Genomic DNA, 18,134 nt, shown 5'->3' with positions numbered 1-18,134 from the left:
GAACCGCTACACGGTGGCAGCGGAGGAAGCGCCGGACTGAGCCTTCATGAACTTGGGCGAAGTCTCGGGAGCCAGCATCTGGCAGACGATACCGCCGATGAACAGCGTGGCGATACAGCAACCCAGGGTAACGGTGACGCCGTACTGCTCCATGACGACCGGCAGCATCCAGGTGCCCATGCCCGCGCCGATACGGCTGGCGGCAATGGTCAGGCCGACGCCGGACCCCCGAAGCTCGGTGGGGAACAGCTCGGGCGGGTACAGCCACTCGGCCACGATGGAGATGGCCAGAACGGTGGAGAACGCGCCCAGCAGGACCAGAGCGATGGTCGGAGGCATGTTCTGCCAGACAGTCATGACGGTCAGGATCACGCCTGCGCCGTAGAACGTCCACATCAGGAAGGCGCGGCGGGAGATCAGGTCGGCAATCAGGATACCGATGATGACGCCGACCATGGTGAAACCGTTGTACAGCATACCGGAGGCGTGGGGGTTGGCGATGTTCAGGCCCTTGACGACCACGGGCAGGAATATGGAGATGGCGAAGAACGGCAGCACCTGACAAAGGAAGAACGTACAGGACGTCAGGGTGTTGCGCCACAGCTCGGGGCTAAAGAGCTTGGCGAAGGATGCGGAGGCCGCGTCCTTCTCGACTTCGGGCAGACCGTATTCCGTGCCGAGGTAACGATGAACCAGGGCCAGGGCTTCCTTGCCGCCCTTCTTGGCCAGGGTCCAGCTCGGGGACTCGGGCGAACCCACGCGGATGACCAGGGTAATCAGCGCGAGCACCGCGGAGGAAGAAATGATCCAGCGCCAGCCGTTCGCGCCGAGGTCGCCGCCCATGGAGGCAATGAGCAAACCGGCGAAGTAGGAGATGATGTAACCGAAGGTCCAAGCGGCCATGAGCCAGCTCATCATCTTCGTGCGGATACGCTCGGGGGTCCACTCGCTGAGCAGCGCCACACCCACGGTGTAGTCGGCGCCGACGCACATGCCGAGCAGGAAGCGGACCGCGGCCAGAATAGCCGGGTCGGAGATAAAGAACTGAACCACGGACAGAACCAGGCTGAAGCCTGCGACGAACGTGTACGCCACCCTTCTCCCTGTACGGTCAATGATTATACCTGCCATCAGGCTTCCCAGCAGAATACCAAAAAGAGCGCCTGCGCCGATCAGCCCCATCCAAAAGCCATCCAGCCCAAGCACTCCCGTGGCATACGTCAGGGCAATGCCGACAATACCCAGGATATACCCGTCACAGATCTGTCCCATGAAGGTTCCCACCGCGATCCGTTTATGAACGGGCGAGAAGGGGGCGTGGTCGAAGTTAATACCGTTCTGTCCGTTTGGCACCATCGTACACCTCACATTAAGAGCAATAATTTTGTTGAGAATTAAACAATCACAAGACGATACGCCGCCTATTCCTTATAAGCTATCGCATCCATCTCCAGCAGGCAGCCGTGGGCGATCTCGCTTGCTCCGAGGCAAAGCCTGGCCGGGCGATGGTCGCCCATGAACTCGGCGTAAACTTCATTGAAACCGTCGAAATCATCCATGCTGGCCAGGAAAACGGTGGTCTTGGCGATGTCGGAAATATCAAGCCCCGCAGCGTCCAGGACCAACTTCAAGTTGAAAAGAGTCTGGAACGTCTGTTCCTTGATGTCGCTTCCGACGACTTCGCCGGAAACCGGGTGGAAGGGGACCTGGCCGCAGATGTAGTAGGTGTTGCCAGCCTTCACGCAGTGGCTGTAAGGTCCAATAACTTCAGCAGTTTCCGGGGAATTAATGAATTCCATGAGTATCTCCTTTGTATGTGAGGCTCCTGCGGAAAGGATGCCGGGGGGCATTTCCGGCATCCTTTCCGTAAATCAGGAGTTGGCTAGGGATGGAGTTAGATCTCCGTTTTGGCGTTAAACTCTTCGTACATGAGGCGAGCCTTGGCACCCATCGACAGGAAGGGTTCCGGCGGCAGCCTCTTGGGAGTGGATATCTTCCGGAGGAAGTCGAGGTTCTGGCTGCTGATGCCGCTGACCCATTCCGCCAGGTAGTAGCCGATGAGGCTGGTCTTGGCGACGCCCGCACCCTCGCCGCTGGCGGAGGCGAACACGGTGGGATACTGCTGCATCATCAGCGGACGGTAGTTCATGGTCATGTTGATCATGCCGCCGTAGATGAACTCGAAGTTGACGTGCTTCAGTTCGGGATAGCGATTCTCATAGGCCTTGCGCAGCTTGGGGATGGCCCGGCGGATGCGCTGGTGAGAAGTAGTCAGATTGGTCGCGAACGAGAAGCCGTTACGCACGAAGATGCGGTTGTCGCGTGTGAAGCGGACTGTGGTGCCGGCCGGATGGCCCGCAGTGCAGCCCCAGGGCTTTACGCCCGCGAAGTAACGCATCTCGTCGTCGGTAAACTGACGGGTGAACGCGCCGTAGGACAAAACCGGGCAGAACACCTTCTGGCCGATGCCGAATTCAGGAATGAAGGGGCCGCCGGTAACCAGGACGAACTTGCACTGGATCCGCTTGCCGCTCCGCAGCACGACGTGGGTCGGGCTGCCTTCGTCGATGCGCATGACCGGGGCTTCTTCGAAGACGTCCACGTTCTCGGGCATAACGCTGAACATGCCGCGCAGCACGTCGGCGGGGTTGATGAGCACGGTGCCGGAGGTATACAGGGCCTTCTTGTAGTACCGGGTTCCGGTGCGGCGGAACAGCTCGTCGCCCTCGACCACTTCGTAGGAGCAGTTCATCCGCTTGAGCTCGTCGATCTCGTGCTCAATCAGCTTGAAGCTTTTGGTCTCGGAGCAGCACAGGTATTTGCCGCAATGGTCCCAATCCACGTCCTCGATGCCCTTCTCCTTGATGGTGTCTTCCATCCACTTGATGATGAAGGTGTTGAGCTCGAAGTACTTCTGGTTCTCCTCGAAGGAGGAAGCGCCCTGATCACCGAAGTCGTGGGGCACGTCGATGATGAAACCGGCGTTCTTACCGCTGTCGTTGTCACCGATCTTGATGGCTTCGAAAACGGCGATGGAGGCGTCGGGGTGCAGTTCGGCCAGATGGCGGGCAGCGGCCTGTCCACCGTATCCGGCGCCGACTACGATATAATCATAGGCATCCTTGACTTCAGACAGATTCTTGAAGTTGTGGTGCTTGTAAGAGGACATTTCCAACCAGCTTTGGCCGGTCGTCGTGGGGTAACGCTTGACTTCACGCATGGTTCAACTCTCTTGCTGTAAATTGTTGCGACTCGGCGTATCAGCCGTGCAGAATAATTCTTGCGTCCGCAATGGACAGGCCCTTTTCCAACGCGAAAACCGGGTTAAGATCGACTTCCGCGATTTCACGCAGTTCGTTCACAAGTTGCGAGATGATGCAGACCGTTTCAGCCAGGGCTTCCAGATCGCGGGGCTTGGTGCCGCGCGCTCCCTGGAGCATACCCAGTCCCTTGATCTCCCGGATCATGCTCCGGCAGGAAGGCATGTTGACCGGGGCGACCCGGAACGCAACGTCCTTCAGAATCTCGACGAAGATGCCGCCGAGGCCGAACATCACGGTCGGTCCAAAGGTGTTGTCGTGGCTGGAACCGATGATGCATTCGACGCCGCCGGGCAGCATGGAAGTCATCATGACGCCGTAGATGTCCGCGTCGGCCTTGTAGGTACGGCCGTTTCTCACCAACTGTTCAAAGGTTTCGCGGGCCTTTTCCGCGGAATCGATGTTCAGGGCGACGCCGCCTGCGTCGGTCTTGTGCAGGATGTCGGGCGAAACGATCTTCATGACCACCTTGCCGCCGATCTTGCCGTAGAACTCGGCAGCCTCGTCGGCAGTGGTAGCGAGGTAATCTTCCGCAATATCAAGGCCGTAGCAGCGCAGGACGTTGCGGGCCTCGGTTTCCACGAGGTTGGTGCGGCCGGAAGCCTTGACGGCGTCGAGGATGGCGGCAGCCTTTTCCTTGCGGTCGGCGGGCATGTCGGGCAGCTCCTTGTCGGCCTCTTCCTTCAGCGATTTCTTGATGTCGCTGTACTGGGAGAGGATGCCCATGGTCCGGACGGCGGCATCGACGTCGCCGAAAACAGGCACGCCGTGCTCGCTGATGTATTCCAGGCACTCGGGATGCTGCGGCCAGTAGATGGAATGCATGACGACGGGCTTGTCGCCAGCGGCGATCTTGTCGACCATGCTCTTGGCCACGTCCATCTCCAGGGCGCGGAACTCTTCGGACAGGTCGGCATAGCCGCCGTAGAGGCCCACGATGATGATGCCGTCAACGTCGGGGTCCTTCAGCAGGACGTCCAGGCAGCGGTCGAAGACCCACATGTCGGCCTCGGGAGTACCGGCAAGGTCGACCGGGTTCTTGATCGGGCAGTGCGGCATGAGGATTTCACGCAACTGCTCCTGGGTGGCGGAGGAGAGAACCGGCGCTTCCAGGTTGTGCTTTTCCGCGAAGTCGGTGGCCATGACGCCATGGCCGCCGCCGTCGGTCAGCACGGCGATGCGCCTGCCCTTGGAGGGCTTGCATTTGGAGAAGGCCTCGGCGGCGTCCAGGAGCTGGCCAGGGCTGTCCACGCGGACGATACCGGCCTGCCTGAGAGCGGCGTCGAAAACCTTCTCGCTGCCGGCGAGGGAGCCGGTGTGGGATGCCGCGGCGCGTGCGCCGGCGGCGCTGCGGCCGATCTTGATGGCGGCGATGGGCAGCTTGGCGGCAGTCTTCTGGGCGGCCTCGATGAACTTGCGACCGTCCTCCTCGCTCTCCACACGGAGACCTTCCATGTACAGAAGAAGAACCTTGGTGTTGTCGTCGGCTTCGACGTACTCGACAAAGTCATGGAACCGCATATCCATCTGGTTACCGATGGTGGCCCAGCAGTTGTAGCCGAGGTTCCGGGACTTGGCGTTGAAGTTGATGTCGATGCCAAAGTTGCCGCTCTGCAGAACCAGGCTCATGGGGCCGGGAGCCAGGTCGATGATGCTGGCGTTCATGTTCTTGGCGGCGCTGTAGGTGCCCATGCAGTTCGGACCCTGCACGCGCATGTTGCCCTTGCGGGCGATCTCAAGCATCTTGCGCTCAAGTTCCTTGCCCTCCGGGCCGGTTTCACCGAAGCCGGTGGAAACCACGATGGCGCACTTGACGCCCTTCTCGACGCACTGCTCCATGACGGGCAGGATGTGAGCCGGGGCGATGGCGATGATGGCCAGATCCACATCACCGGGAACGGCGGTGATATCGGGATAGGTCTGATGCCCGAAGAGTTCGCCGCCCGAACGGGAGACGAGGTAGACGTCCCCGTCGAAGCCGTTTTCGATCAGGCTTTTGGCCGTCCAGTACCCGTACTTCTTGGGGTTGGAAGAAGCACCGATGAGGGCGACGCTGTTGGGTTGAAAAAGGGGAACCAGATCACTCATGGAGAAACTCCTTATGAAATCCGTCCCGGGCAGAACCCGGGACGGAAAGCTTTACTATTCAACGACGACGCCGATGGCAACGTCAGGGCACACAATGCCGCAGATATCGCAGAGAACGCACTTGTCGGGGTTCTTCTGATACACGTAGTTGTATCCCTGGGCGTTGATCGTGGACCCGAGGGCCAGGACATCTTTGGGGCAATTGTCCACGCAGAGCCCGCAGGCCTTGCAGCGGCGGGCATCAATGACATGACGCTTCTCACTCATTGTCCATCTCCTTTTTCACGGCGTCATAGCCGGTGCGCAGCGCATTGATGTTCAGGTCAACCAACTGGGGCTTCTTCGAGCCCATGGTTTCCCTGACAACTTCCTCGACGGTCTCCAGCTTCAGCAGGCCGGTTCCGGCGAGTACGCCGCCCAGCATGACCATGTTGGCGCAACGCACGGTGCCGAGTTCGACCGCGGTGTCGGAAGCAGGCAGGAAGACCTGGTTGAAACCGTCGGCTTCGGAGGACTTCTCCACCATCGAGCTATTGGTGAACAGCTTGCCGCCGGGGACCACGCCCTCGAAGCAATTCTCGTAGATGGACTGGCTGAGGGCCACGGCGATGTCGGCGTCATTCTCGACGATGGGGCTTCCGATGGCCTCGTCGGAAACGATCACGAAGGCCGTGGAGTCGCCGCCGCGCTGCTCGATACCGTAGGTCTGGGTCATGACGACCTTCAGATTCTCCTTGATGGCGCCGAGGCAAACCATCTTGGCCATGAGCGCGGAGCCCTGGCCGCCCGAGCCGGAAAACATGCATTTACGCAACATCGTTCTGCTCCGTTTCGTCTTTGAAGACCTGAGGTTTGAAGTAATCCGTCATCTCGTTGCCGCACCGCGCGTAGGAATCCTTGACCTTCATCTTCAGGCCGGTCGGGCAGGGAACGATAATTTCCACGAAAGCGTAGCCGAGACCCTTGATCTGGCATTCGAACGCCTTCTGGATGCTCTTCTTGGCCTTGCGGACCGCCTTGGGGGTGGCGACGGACTCTCTGGCCAGGTACTTCACGCCGGGCATGGCGCGCATCATCTCGGGCACCAGGAGCGGGTAGCCCTGATGGGGGACCTGACGGCCACCGGCCGTGGTGGTCGTGACCTGGCCCTCAAGGGTGGTCGGGGACATCTGTCCGCCGGTCATGCCGAACACGGTATTGTTGACCATAATAGTAGTAATGGGCATTCCCTTGTTGGCGGCGTGCAGGAGATCACCGAGACCGATGGCGCAGGTGTCGCCGTCACCGGCGTAGGTGAAGACGATGTTGTCCGGCCGGGCCAGCTTGTAGCCGATGGCGAACGAGGGGGAGCGGCCATGGGTCGCCTCGATGGCGTCGATGTCCATGTAATGGTGGGAGAAACCGCCGCAGCCGATGCCGACGATGGAAACGGTCCTCTCCATGATGCCCAGGTTCTCAATGGCCTCGGCGACCAGACGGGTCACCGTGCCGTGTCCGCAACCGGGACAGTAGCTGGTCAGCTTGTCCAGGTTTAACGTCTTTCCGTATTTGGAGCTGAGATTTTCCATTTGGTTATTCCCCCAGAATGCGGTTTGCTTCGGCAATCATCTCTGCCAGGGTGTTCATCGGCATGTCGCCGCCGGTCTTGCCGAGGAAATGAACGGGCATCCGGCCGTTTACGGACAGACGGACATCGTCGATCATTTGACCGTGGTTCATTTCGACCACCAGGATGTTCTTCACCGAATCGGGAAGAGCCGCAAAGGCACGCTCCGGGAACGGCCACAGGGAGATGGGACGGATGAATCCGACCTTCTTGCCCTCGGCGCGCATCTTGGAGACGAGATCCCGGCACATGCGGCCGTGGATGCCGAAAGCGGCGACGACGAGATCGGCGTCCTCGACCTGATCCTGTTCCCACATCTGCTCGTTTTCGCGGATGGTCGCGTACTTGGCGCGCAGCTTCTCGTTCATGTCGAAGCCGTCCTGGTGGGAGTAGCTGCCGGTAATCAAGGCGCGCTTGGGGTGGTCCTGGGTGCCGGTGAAGGCCCAGTCAGTGGTGTCGAACTCGGCGGAATAGTCATTGTAGTCAGGCAGGGTGGTGGACTCGGTGGTCTGGGCGCTCACGCCGTCGATCACGAAGAGAACCGGGGTCCTGTACTTGTACGCCAGGCGGATGCCCTGGGGAACGATGTCGGCAATCTCCTGTCCGGACGAAGGCGCCAGAACGATGGTGTGGTAATCGCCGTGGGCGCCGCCGCGAGTGGCGACGTAGTAGTCGCTCTGCGCGCCGAGGATGTCGCCGTCGCCGGGGCCGACACGCATGGAGTCGATCATCAGACAGGGCAGCTCGGCCGCGCACATGAAGCCGATGGCCTCATGCATCAGAGTCAGTCCCGGGCCCGAGCTGGAGGTCGCCACCAGCTTGCCGGTGCAGGCCGCTCCGGCCAAGGCACTCGACACGGCCAGCTCACTCTCCATCTGCATCATTTCCCCGCCGTACTGGGGCAGGATAACGGCCATGCGCTTCATCACGTCGGTTGCCGGCGTAATGGGGTAGGCGAAATGATATTTCACCCCGCAACGGGCCAGACTCTCGGCAAAGGCTTCCGTGTTTTTCAAGAACAAAGTTTCTTGGGCCATATTCACCTCAATGGAATCTGCTGTGGTTAGAATCTGCACTTACCATTTTTGTGTACCGCATTATGGTACCTCGTACCACTTGTATGGGGAGCTTCTCCCCGACTCGGTCTTCCTCTCATGTGCCGTATTGCGGTACGACGTTTCGAATAGCTGCACGATAGGGAGAAGCGCTTTCCCCGTCAACCCCTTTTGGACATTTTTGCGGCCTGTCCTGATGAAAAAAAGCCTTTCGAAAACCAACTTCTTGAAATTACAAGCCTAAAAGCTTAAATTGATTCTACCGAACAAAAACGGGCACAACTATTGACACCATCTACTCACTGCCTTACGCTTACCACAAAACGGTACGACATTTCATAAAATGAACACCACCGCCCTGGATGTCATTACCTTTATAGCATAACGGTATCCGTTCCAGGCCCATGGTGACGTAAAGCTGGCAACAGGAGGTTAGTGTATGCCGGTCGATAAACCAGACTACAACCGAAGAGCCCTAAACCACTACACTTTTTGGCCCGGATTCTCCCTGCTGGTCATAGGAATAACCCTGGGCCTGACCTACCACGAAGGGCTGGCTGGCATACTGGCCTGCATCATGTCCTGGATACACATCAATTTCGGGTGGCTCGAAGTCTCGCTGGGCATCATAATCGTCATGTTCACCGTAGGCGTGGCCTTTTCTCCCATCGGCAATATCCGGCTTGGCGGCAAGGACGCCAAACCGGAATTTTCATTTTGGCAATGGTTCGCGCTTTCCCTGTGCGGATGTATCGGCATCGGAATCCTGTTCTGGGCCATGGGCGAGCCCATCTACCACATGATGCAGCCCCCATTGAGCCTCCACATCAAGCCGGGCACCAAGGACGCGGGCGTATTCGCCATCGCCCAAACCACCCTCCACTGGACCATCGCCCAATACTGTTTCTACACCATCTGCGGCGTGGCCATCGCCCTGGTCAGCTACAACCGAAAAGCCCCATTGTCCGTCGCGGCAGGAATGTACGCCATCTTCCCCGCAAAATGGCGTTCTTTCCTGACGCCGACGGTCCACGCCATCTGCCTGTTCTCCCTGTGCTGCGCCATCGCCACCAGCATGGGCGCCGGGCTCATGCAGATCGGCAGCGGCACAGGAAGAATCTTCGATTACACGCCCGGCCCCGCGACCTGGGGCGCGGCCGCGGCGATCATCATTCCCATTTATGTCCTGTCGTCCTATTCGGGACTGCGAAAGGGCATGTGCTACCTTTCCACCGGAACTACCCGCGCGTTCTTATTCTTCATGGGGGTGGTTCTCTTTGCCGGCCCGACCCTGTTCATCCTGGGCATCGGCGTCGAGTCGTTCGGTTATTTCGCCAACAACTTCTTCCGCAACAGCACCCTTCTCAACACCATGCAGGCCAACGACAAGTGGCCCATGCAGTGGCTCGTGCCGTATATGGAGATCTTCTTCATCTTCGCTCCCCTGCTCGGCCACTTCCTGGCGCGCATGGGCAAGGGAAGAACCATCCGGCAGTTCATCCTGGTCAACATCATTCCGCCGACCATCTTCTGCCACTTCTGGATCGCGACCTTTGGCGGAACCGCCGTCTTCTATCAGTGGAGCGGCCTGACCGACGTTTGGGCAGGCATACATGAATTCGGTATGGAATCGATGGTTTACATCATCCTTTCCCAGTTCCCGTTCAGCAAAATACTGATGGGCCTGTTCGTCGTGACCATCATCTTCTCCTTCGCCACCATGACCGACTCCCTGGTTGCCACCCTGGCCATCATCTCGACCAAGGGCGTGCAGGCGGGCGAAGAGCCGCCGAAGAGGCTGAAGATCATATGGGGCGTCGTGGTCGGGCTCATTGCCTATGTCCTATGCGTAGCGGGTGGCATCGAACCAGTCCGGGGTTTGATATCCCTTGCCGGGTTCCCGATGATGATATTTACATTCGCCATGTGCGTTTCTCTTGTAAAGGATGGCATGTATTTGCTACGACAACCCGACTGGCTGGACAAAAACAACGATAACAGATAATCAAACAATGCCCTTCCTGTCATAAGAAGGGCATTTATCTTCCCGGCCCCGAGCATGGGACCGGATTCTTTTGAGGAGACGATGTCCACTACAGACAAATACTACATGATGCGTTCTCTGGAAAAAGCCCTGTTCGTTGTTGAGACGATGGCGACCAGGAGCAAGTGGGAACTGAAGGACCTCAGCGCGGCCTGCTCGATCCCCAAGGGGACCCTGCAGCGCATTTTGCGAACCCTCGAAGACCTCGGCTACGTCCGACAAGTCGAACGGGGCGGCGCCTATGCCCTAAGCCTGAAGTTCTACAAGCTGGGAAAACAGATAGCGTCACAGAGCAGCATAGTGCCCATGGTGCAGCCGATCATGCTGAAACTGCGGGACAAGGTAAACGAAACCGTTAACCTGAGCACCCTCTCCGGCGTCGACATGGTGGTCATCCATCAGATCGCCTCCCACCACGCCCTGCAGATGGATTCCATTATTGGGACATCCTTTCCCGCGAGCCTTTCCGCATCCGGCATAGCCTTTCTCGCCTTCCTCCCCGAGGAGGATTTGCGCGCCTTCATCAAGGACCTGAGACGGACCAACGCCGATATCGACAGCGAAAAGATCATCTGGCTCTACAAGGAAATCGAGGACGCCAGGGAAAAGGGCATCGGCCTGGATTTCGAGGAACTGTTCAAGGGCATACGGTGCATCGCCGCCCCGGTCTTCGACGACGCGGGAAACATCGTGGCGACCTTGAGCTGTTCAGTGCCCACCGTGCGGCTGGACAGAGCGCTGTCCCAAAAGCTCCTCCGGGAAATCCCGGCGGCCGCCGAGGAAGCGTCCAAGCTTTTCGAGGCGCCACACCGCCCCTTTCACTTCGACATGGAAGAAATATCCAACCGCCTCATAGCCCCATAGCCCGACCCCGAGGGCCGCGCGGTCATACACAATCCCAAAAAAAAGGAAGCGGCTTCGGCCGCTTCCTTCATTTTCATACTAGTGAAGCCCGAACACGCTGGTCACCCGGTCCAGCACGCCCTGCACCTTGGATATGACCACCCCGTAGTTCGTGACGGGAACCCGCCTGAGAGCGCATTCGCGCATTCGATGCAGCATCTCCCGCCGATTTATCATGCATCCTCCGCAATGGATGGCCAGGGAATACTCCTCCAGGTTCTCCGGGAAGTCGTGGCCGGAGTGCATGGTGAATTCCAGCCGCTTCCCCGTGTACCGGGTAAGCCAGCGGGGAATCTTCACCCGGCCGATGTCGTCGGCCATGGCGTGATGGGAACACGCCTCGCACAGAAGCACCTTGTCGCCGTCCCGCAGAGAATCCACGACCTCGGCTCCCCGAAGGAGCTTCCGAAGGTCGCCCTTACGACGGGCGAACAGGGTTGAGAAGGTGGTCAGAGGGACACGCTCCGGGACCTCGGCGGCAACCTTGCGCACCACCTGGGAATCGGTCACGACCAGCGCCGGGTCTTTCTTCAACAGATCGAGAGCCCCGGCAAGCTCCTCCTCCTTGACGACCATGCCCACGGCATCGCTGTCCAATATGTCCCGCAACACCTGGACCTGCGGCAGGATCAGCCTTCCCTTGGGCGCGGACATATCCAGAGGAACCACGCACAGGACCGTATCCCCTTCGGAAACAAGATCGCGGACCAGGACAGGCTCCTCGCTGAATTCGCGGGGGGCGGACTCTACCAGCATGGTCTTGAGATACTGGACGCCCCGGCCGTTGGTGGCGCATACGCTGAGACACTGAAGGTACGCGGACCGACAGAAGGCGATATCCTCCTCCGACGGCGCGGCCACGTCGGCCTTGTTGAAGACCACGATCGCCGGGATGTCCATGCTCCGCAGCGTGTCCAGAACGGCCCGTTCCGGAACGCCGATGCCCTCCTCGCCCACGACCAGCAGGGCCAGGTCCGTCCGATAGAGGACCCGGCGGGCCGCCAGGACGCGCCGCGCTCCCAGTTCCCCGACGTCGTCCAGCCCGGCCGTGTCGTAAAACGTCACCGGACCGAGCGGCAACAATTCGTAATGCTTGGCCACGGGGTCCGTCGTCGTGCCCGGATGATCGGCCACAATGGAAATTTCCTGGCCGATGATGGCGTTGATGAGCGAGGACTTCCCGGCATTGCGCCTTCCAACAAGGGCAATGACCATCCGGTCTCCTCTCGGTGTCCTGTTCGACATTGTCAATCTCCTGGTCTTATTTGAGAAAGGCAGGGGACGCGCCCCGTGCCGGGGATGGCTCGTAACCGGCCTTGCGCAACCGCCCCCGCAACCTGCGCAGGGCGTTCATGACAGTTTCGGCGGAATCGTTTTTCCCCGGATAGAGGAAGTATTCCCTCCTGACCGACTCCGGGGTGACGGAGGGCATGACCACGTTCGCTCCGGCGGCAAGCCCCCGCTCGCGGCCGTCAGGGGCCAGGGCGTCCAGCGCGCTGGTGGCCGGAATATTCGCCAGCGGGTTCAGAATGCGCAGCAGCGCGACCGCCCGCAGGGACTCCTCCATGGAGCCCGCCTCAGCGCGCCTCAAGGGCGTGTCCGGATGCGGAACGAAAGGCCCAACGGCGATCATGTCCAGCGAAAGAGCGGTCAGTTCCAGAATGTCGTTGGCGAGAATCTCCGGGGTCATGCCGGGCAGGCCCGTGATGAGGCCCGACCCCGTCTCGTACCCCAGCCGACGGAGAAGGCGCACCCTCTCCACCCGCTCGTGGACGGACTGCCCGGGGCGGCAGCGCCGATGCAGCTCCTCGTCGAACGTCTCCACCTTGAGCAGGTAGCGGTCCGCGCCGCAATCGCGCCAATACCGATAGGCGTCCTCGTCATAATCGCCGAGGCAGAGGGTCACGGAAACGTCGCCCAGTCTCCCGATCTCCCGGACCAGCCGCCCGATGCGGCGCACCGCGCGGGCCCCCTCCTCGCCGGACTGAAGAACCACCGTGCCCATGCCCGCCTCCACGACGCACCCGGCCGCCCGCACCACGGAGTCGTCATCCAAAACGTACCGCCGCAGCGCACCATTGCCCTTGCGCAGGCCGCAATAGAGGCAGTCCTTCCGGCACTGGTTGCCGAATTCCACGACGCCGCGCTGAAAGACCTCGCGCCCGAACACGGCGTCGCGGACCGCCGCGGCCTCCTTGAACAACTCCCCGGCATCCGGGGCCCGAAGCATGTCCACGATCTCATGCGGGAGCATGGAACTCCAACCTCCTTCCCCGCTCCAGGGCCAGTGCGCACTCGGCAGCGATACGGAACGCGGCGCGTGTTTCGCAATCAGCCCCGTCCGGGACGCGACCGGCGCGGGCGCAGTCCAGAAGCGCCTCCACGGGCGCGTCCACCGCGCACCAGAACCCTTCCGGGGCAAGGACGGCGGACCGGGCGAAATGGCCAAAAAACATCCGATCGTCGACGATGACCACGGGCAGGCTCGGCCTGAACGGCATCTCCACCAGCTCCACCCGCTCTCCGAACGCATCCTTCAGCCCGTCCAAATAGCGGCGTGAAGCGAGAAGCTCCCCGGTCATGTCGTCCGGACCGGCCAGGGGACGAAGCAGGCGAAACAGCTCGCCCGCCCAATGGCAATAAGCTGGGTCGGGTAGGGAAAACGCCATAAGACGCGCCCCGCCCTGCCGGGCCAGAGCCGACTCCAACCCCTGCGCGATTCCGCTGTTGGCCGCGAAATTGCCGTAAGGAGGAGCGTAGAGCAGAATCCGTCTGCGCGCCCGCGAAAACGTCCTGCCCAGTTCCAGCGATTCTACGCCTGCCGCGATCATTCGTCCGTCCCGTTCCACAGCCGTTAAAAGTACAGATCGCGCTCGCCCCGCTCGATGCGGGTCAGGCGGTCCATCAACGTTTTCCGGCCCTTTTCCGGCCCGGCCTGCGCCTCTTCCAACACGAAGGGGACCGCGATGCCGCGCGTTTCCGCGCTCGCGTAGTCCTGAAGATACTCGCTGAACGTGAGAAGTGCGTTGGGGCGACAGAAATCCTGGATAAACCCGTTCTTCGCCAGTTTCATGAATTCCTCCCCGGTCCGGCCCAGCCGGTAGCAGGCCGTGCACCAGGAGGGAATGTACCCCTGCCGCACGATCTCCCGGACGACCTCGTCGAGACTGCGGTTGTCGCCCACGCAGAACTGCTGCACATCGGGACGGTCGTAGTTCGGATCGGTGTACGCGCCGGGATAGGTGCGCGACCCCGCGCTGATCTGCGAAACCCCGATGTCGAGCAGCTCCCGCCGCATCTCCCTGCCCTCGCGCGTGCTCAGAATCAGGCCGGTGAATGGAACCGCCAGGCGCAGGACCGCGACCAGCCGCTTGAACTGCGTGTCCGTGATCGGATACGGGGGATTGAAGGCGATCTCCGAGTTGAGGGCCGGTTCCAAACGCGGGAAGGAAAGGGTGTGCGGCCCCACGCCGAACGCCTTTTCCAGCTCCGCCGCATGGGCCAGCAACGCCAGGATGTCGAAACGGTAGTCGTACAGCCCGAGCAGCGCGCCCATGCCCACGTCGTCGATGCCCGCCTCCATGGCCCGGTGCATGGCGTGAAGCCGCCACAGGTAATCGCTCTTGCGGCCCTTGGTATGCAGCCTGGAGTATGTCTCCGAGTGGTACGTCTCCTGAAAACACTGGTAGGTGCCGATGCCGACCTCGTGCAGCTTGCGGAATCCTTCCACGTCCAGGGGGGCGCAGTTGATGTTCACCCGGCGGATCTCGCCGCTTTTTTCAGAGACGGTCTCGTACACCGTGCGCACCGTTTCCGCGATCCAGTCCGCGCCGAACTTCGGGTGCTCGCCGTAGACCAGAAGCAGCCGCTTGTGGCCGAGGTCCTCAAGGACGCCGACCTCCCGCCGCAGCTCCTCGGGAGTGAGCGTCCGCCGGACCAATTCAGTGTTGGTGTCCTTGAAACCGCAGTAGGCGCAACGGTTGCCGCACTCGTTGGTGATGTAGAGGGGCGCGAAAAGCACGACCCGGTTGCCGTAAATGGCCTTCTTGACCTTGCGGGCTGCCGACGCGATCTCCTGGTTCATGTCCGGGTCCTCGGCCTGAAGCAAACATGCCGCCTCGGCCAGGGACAACCCCTTGAGCTCAAGGGCCTTGTCGAGGATTTCACGGACGCGGCCAGGGTCCGCCACACTATTTTTGTTGACGATGTCCCATATCGCCCCCTCGTCGATGAAGTTTTGCACTCCGCTGGTGTCGATTTTCATTCTTCTGTCTCCGTGAGGGCATGAGCCGTTCACCCGCAATCCTCAAAGGAAAGCCGAACGGCGCGCGGACAGTTCCCTCGGGAATGTTCCGCCCTCTTTTTTAAATATTTTATTTAACTACTTAATATATCTACAATTATTATAAAGATGACGCCGAAAAAAAGGACAAGGGAAGTGTATCCCCGGAGGGCGTTCATTCATACATTCGTTTGGCGATGGAGGGTTGGTCGATGTCTCGGATAAGGCCGGAACGGATGCCTATTGGGGTTCCGGGTCGTCCTTTTTCCTGGCCGCGAGCCGGTAATGAAGCATTCGGATGGAAATTCCGAGCCGCGCCGCGGCCCGTGTCTTGTTGCCGGAAGTCGCGGCCAAGGCCGCGTCGATGTCCGCTTCCGTGGGTCTTCGGCGGCGGCCCCCGGTTTCCGGCAACGGCGGAGGAGCCGGACTCGGCGACGACGGCACGCCAACCTCGTCCGCATTGGCCAGCACGTTCCGCAGATGCTCGGGGCGCAGTTCCACATCGTCGTGCATGACCGAAACCCATTCCAGGGTATTTTTCAGTTCCCGCACATTCCCGGGCCACGAATGGACCAACAGCAGCCGGGCCGCTTCCGGGGATATTTCCTGGAACCGCTTGCCGCGCTTTCTGGAGAAGGTCGAGAGGAACAGCCTGGCCAGGGGCACGATGTCGTCGGCCCGTTCGCGCAGGGGCGGAACCACGATGCTGCCGACCCGCAGCCGGTAGTACAGATCCTTGCGGAAGAGGCCCTCTTCTATGCGCTTGCCCAGGTTGAGGTTCGTGGCCGCGACGATGCGGACGTCCGCCTCGATCCTCTCCAGCCCGCCCACGCGGTAGTAGCTTCGGGCCTCGATGACCCGCAAAAGCTTGGCCTGAAGCTCCACGGGAATTTCGCCGATCTCGTCGAGAAACAGGGTGCCGCCGCGGGCGAGATCGATCTTCCCCCGCGCCCCACGGGACGCACCCCCGGTGAACGCGCCCGGCTCGTAGCCGAAGAGCTCGCTCTCGAACAGGGAGGCGGGCAGGGCCGCGCAGTTGATGGCCACGAACGGCAGCGGCGCGGGGTCCGGTCCGTAGTGGATGATCTTCGCGATGATGTCCTTGCCTACCCCGGTCTCGCCCTGAATCAGCACGGGCAGATCCCGGTCCTCGTGATACCTCTTTGCCTGGGCCACGACCTGCCACATCGCCTCGGAGAATATCCCGACATTGTCCAGACCGGCCTGTTTTTCCAGGAGATCCTGCAATCGCGACAACTCGGCGCGGTAGTCGCTGGTGGCCTCGGCCACGACTTCGTCGAACCGCCGGGTCAGACGGTCGTTCTCCGTCAGCAGGGACTGGTGCTCCGCTACCCGTTGCAGGGTGGCCTTGAGCTCGTCCAGGTTGATGGGCTTGGTAAGGTAGTCGTAGGCTCCGGCCCTGAGCGCCCCGATGGCCAGCTCCAGGTCGGCGTGGCCGGTGTAGAGGACCACGTCGGGCAGGAGGGGGCCGGGCAGCCGCTTGATCTCCCTGACCAGCTCGATGCCCGTCATGCCGGGCATCTGGATATCGGAAAGGACCATGTCGAACCCGTAGTTCCGGCAAAGCCGCAGCGCGTTGTCCGCATCCGGGCTGGAAGTCACCGCCTGCCCAAGGAGGGTCAGGTATTCGGCGAGGGATTCGCGGGTCGCCGCGTCGTCGTCCACGAGCAATATGCGCACGGCCCTACACTCCGTTCCCTTCCGCCGCGGGCAGAACAACGCGAATCACGGCTCCGCCCTCCGGCCGATTCCGGGCCGTCACCGTTCCGCCCGCCGCCTGAACTATGGTCTGCACGATGGACAGGCCGAGCCCCATGGACGAGCCCGGCGACTTGGTGGAGAAGAACGGCTCGAACATCTTCCCGGTCATCTCCTCGGCAAATCCCGGTCCGTTGTCGGCGATGGTCAACGCCACCTTTCCCTTCTCCGGGGAACGCACGTCGATCCGGACGCACTTCTGCTTCCGCTCGACCTCGTCCAGGGCCTGCATGGCGTTGGCCGCCAGGTTGGCCACAAGCTCCTCGAAGCGGATGCAGGTGCCGCTCACCCGGGGCAGGTCCTCGTCGATGCGCAACTCGGTGCGGATGCCCCGCGCGCCAAACTGCGACTGGATGAGGGAAAGCGCGGAACGAACGGCCGCGCCCAGGTCGCACGCCTTCGGGGCGGCGTCCTGTTTCTGCCGCAGGTATTCCCGCAGATGGTTGACGATGGAGTCCGCACGGTCCACCTGCGCGGCGATGTCGCCCAGGATGCGGACAAGGTCCTTGCCCGGCTGTTCCGACCGCTCGGCCAGCAGTTGCGCCGAGGCGGTCAGGATGCGGATGGCGTTCAGAGGCTGGTTGATCTCGTGGGCGATACCGCCCCCGACAACGGCCAGTGTCGTGACGCGGCTGGCCTTCTCCATGGCGACCCGGGCCTCGGCCAGTGTCGCCTCCGCCTCCCGCTGGGCGGTGACATCCCGACCCACGGACTGGAACTCGACGACGTTGCCGCCATCGTCGAAGATGCCCTTCGTCGCAAACTGGACGAAACGCACCCGGCCCAGAGCGTCCACATAGCGCGGCTCCGTGATGATTTCCGGATTCTCGGGCGAGATGGAAAAGACCTGCTCCGCGATGGCGTCGCTTTCCTCGGGGTCCAGGAGGTCCTTGAAGTTCGCTCCAAGCAACTCCTCCGGCCTCTTGCCGTAGAAACGGCAGAACGCGCCGTTAACGAAGGTCAGCCTGCCGTCCGGGCGAAACCGGCGGATCAGCTCCGTCTGGTCTTCGACCACGGTCTGGTAGATGGAATCAACGGAAGTCATTGACGCAATATA

General features: G+C 61.0%; 16 protein-coding genes. 2 read left to right on the top strand and 14 right to left on the bottom strand.

Translation table 11 applies throughout. From position 1 onward, the window contains the following. Positions 1-6: 6 nt before the first annotated feature. The 8 genes from LF599_RS02865 to LF599_RS02830 form a co-directional block, all read right to left on the bottom strand. Positions 7-1,272: an MFS transporter gene (locus tag LF599_RS02865; RefSeq protein WP_279522217.1), complete on the bottom strand. Its 1,266-nt coding sequence runs from the start codon at positions 1,270-1,272 to the stop codon at positions 7-9. Between the two features lie 149 nt (positions 1,273-1,421). Beyond that, positions 1,422-1,799: a RidA family protein gene (locus tag LF599_RS02860; RefSeq protein ID WP_269942760.1), complete on the bottom strand. Its 378-nt coding sequence runs from the start codon at positions 1,797-1,799 to the stop codon at positions 1,422-1,424. 95 nt (positions 1,800-1,894) lie between these two features. Further along, complete coding sequence (locus LF599_RS02855; RefSeq protein ID WP_269942759.1) at positions 1,895-3,220, bottom strand: NAD(P)/FAD-dependent oxidoreductase; 1,326 nt, start codon at positions 3,218-3,220, stop codon at positions 1,895-1,897. A gap of 40 nt (positions 3,221-3,260) precedes the next feature. Then, positions 3,261-5,408 (bottom strand): acetate--CoA ligase family protein, encoded by a 2,148-nt coding sequence (locus LF599_RS02850; RefSeq protein WP_269942758.1) that lies wholly within the window; start codon positions 5,406-5,408, stop codon positions 3,261-3,263. Positions 5,409-5,462: 54 nt separating this feature from the next. Further along, positions 5,463-5,675, bottom strand: coding sequence for a 4Fe-4S binding protein (locus tag LF599_RS02845; RefSeq protein WP_269942757.1), 213 nt, complete (start codon positions 5,673-5,675; stop codon positions 5,463-5,465). Then, complete coding sequence (locus tag LF599_RS02840; protein ID WP_269942756.1) at positions 5,668-6,225, bottom strand: 2-oxoacid:acceptor oxidoreductase family protein; 558 nt, start codon at positions 6,223-6,225, stop codon at positions 5,668-5,670. Before LF599_RS02840 ends, LF599_RS02845 begins: the two co-directional genes overlap by 8 nt. Further along, positions 6,215-6,976, bottom strand: a complete 762-nt coding sequence (locus LF599_RS02835) for a thiamine pyrophosphate-dependent enzyme (protein WP_279522216.1) — start codon at positions 6,974-6,976, stop codon at positions 6,215-6,217. Before LF599_RS02835 ends, LF599_RS02840 begins: the two co-directional genes overlap by 11 nt. Before the next feature lie 4 nt (positions 6,977-6,980). Further along, positions 6,981-8,030 (bottom strand): pyruvate ferredoxin oxidoreductase, encoded by a 1,050-nt coding sequence (locus LF599_RS02830; protein ID WP_279522215.1) that lies wholly within the window; start codon positions 8,028-8,030, stop codon positions 6,981-6,983. Between the two features lie 478 nt (positions 8,031-8,508). Between LF599_RS02830 and LF599_RS02825 the strand changes: the two genes are divergently transcribed. Further along, the gene (locus LF599_RS02825) at positions 8,509-10,074 is read left to right on the top strand and encodes a BCCT family transporter (RefSeq protein ID WP_279522214.1); all 1,566 of its coding nucleotides are present in this window, start codon (positions 8,509-8,511) and stop codon (positions 10,072-10,074) included. 81 nt (positions 10,075-10,155) lie between these two features. After that, complete coding sequence (locus LF599_RS02820) at positions 10,156-10,977, top strand: IclR family transcriptional regulator (RefSeq protein WP_279522213.1); 822 nt, start codon at positions 10,156-10,158, stop codon at positions 10,975-10,977. 78 nt (positions 10,978-11,055) lie between these two features. Here LF599_RS02820 and hydF read toward each other — a convergent pair whose 3' ends face one another. From hydF to LF599_RS02790, 6 genes are all read right to left on the bottom strand, one after another. Then, positions 11,056-12,261: a [FeFe] hydrogenase H-cluster maturation GTPase HydF gene (gene hydF / locus LF599_RS02815; RefSeq protein ID WP_279522212.1), complete on the bottom strand. Its 1,206-nt coding sequence runs from the start codon at positions 12,259-12,261 to the stop codon at positions 11,056-11,058. 16 nt (positions 12,262-12,277) lie between these two features. Then, positions 12,278-13,270 carry a [FeFe] hydrogenase H-cluster radical SAM maturase HydE gene (gene hydE, locus LF599_RS02810; protein WP_279522211.1) on the bottom strand — a complete coding sequence of 331 codons (993 nt, stop codon included), beginning with the start codon at positions 13,268-13,270 and terminating at the stop codon, positions 12,278-12,280. Continuing rightward, entirely contained in the window at positions 13,257-13,847 is a 591-nt protein-coding gene (locus LF599_RS02805) for a hypothetical protein (protein ID WP_279522210.1), read from the bottom strand. The genes hydE and LF599_RS02805 overlap by 14 nt, the downstream gene beginning before the upstream one ends. A gap of 23 nt (positions 13,848-13,870) precedes the next feature. Beyond that, on the bottom strand, positions 13,871-15,280 hold the full coding sequence (hydG, locus tag LF599_RS02800) for a [FeFe] hydrogenase H-cluster radical SAM maturase HydG (protein ID WP_279522209.1): 1,410 nt from the start codon (positions 15,278-15,280) through the stop codon (positions 13,871-13,873). 258 nt (positions 15,281-15,538) lie between these two features. After that, a complete protein-coding gene (locus LF599_RS02795; protein WP_279522208.1) occupies positions 15,539-16,999 on the bottom strand; it encodes a sigma-54-dependent transcriptional regulator in 1,461 nt (486 codons plus the stop codon). 4 nt (positions 17,000-17,003) lie between these two features. Next, positions 17,004-18,122, bottom strand: a complete 1,119-nt coding sequence (locus LF599_RS02790) for a PAS domain-containing sensor histidine kinase (protein ID WP_279522207.1) — start codon at positions 18,120-18,122, stop codon at positions 17,004-17,006. Positions 18,123-18,134 lie beyond the last annotated feature (12 nt).

This window comes from Pseudodesulfovibrio thermohalotolerans (assembly GCF_021353295.2).
Lineage (GTDB): Bacteria > Desulfobacterota > Desulfovibrionia > Desulfovibrionales > Desulfovibrionaceae > Pseudodesulfovibrio > Pseudodesulfovibrio thermohalotolerans.
Note: the sequence above shows the minus strand (reverse complement) of the source record. Positions and strands in the feature narration are given on the sequence as shown.

Coding starts and splice junctions, on each gene's coding strand:
- LF599_RS02865 (WP_279522217.1), bottom strand. CDS start 1,272: ATGGGACAGATCTGTGACGGGTATATCCTGGGTATTGTCGGCATTGCC.
- LF599_RS02860 (WP_269942760.1), bottom strand. CDS start 1,799: ATGGAATTCATTAATTCCCCGGAAACTGCTGAAGTTATTGGACCTTAC.
- LF599_RS02855 (WP_269942759.1), bottom strand. CDS start 3,220: ATGCGTGAAGTCAAGCGTTACCCCACGACGACCGGCCAAAGCTGGTTG.
- LF599_RS02850 (WP_269942758.1), bottom strand. CDS start 5,408: ATGAGTGATCTGGTTCCCCTTTTTCAACCCAACAGCGTCGCCCTCATC.
- LF599_RS02845 (WP_269942757.1), bottom strand. CDS start 5,675: ATGAGTGAGAAGCGTCATGTCATTGATGCCCGCCGCTGCAAGGCCTGC.
- LF599_RS02840 (WP_269942756.1), bottom strand. CDS start 6,225: ATGTTGCGTAAATGCATGTTTTCCGGCTCGGGCGGCCAGGGCTCCGCG.
- LF599_RS02835 (WP_279522216.1), bottom strand. CDS start 6,976: ATGGAAAATCTCAGCTCCAAATACGGAAAGACGTTAAACCTGGACAAG.
- LF599_RS02825 (WP_279522214.1), top strand. CDS start 8,509: ATGCCGGTCGATAAACCAGACTACAACCGAAGAGCCCTAAACCACTAC.
- LF599_RS02820 (WP_279522213.1), top strand. CDS start 10,156: ATGTCCACTACAGACAAATACTACATGATGCGTTCTCTGGAAAAAGCC.
- hydF (WP_279522212.1), bottom strand. CDS start 12,261: ATGTCGAACAGGACACCGAGAGGAGACCGGATGGTCATTGCCCTTGTT.
- hydE (WP_279522211.1), bottom strand. CDS start 13,270: ATGCTCCCGCATGAGATCGTGGACATGCTTCGGGCCCCGGATGCCGGG.
- LF599_RS02805 (WP_279522210.1), bottom strand. CDS start 13,847: ATGATCGCGGCAGGCGTAGAATCGCTGGAACTGGGCAGGACGTTTTCG.
- hydG (WP_279522209.1), bottom strand. CDS start 15,280: ATGAAAATCGACACCAGCGGAGTGCAAAACTTCATCGACGAGGGGGCG.
- LF599_RS02790 (WP_279522207.1), bottom strand. CDS start 18,122: ATGACTTCCGTTGATTCCATCTACCAGACCGTGGTCGAAGACCAGACG.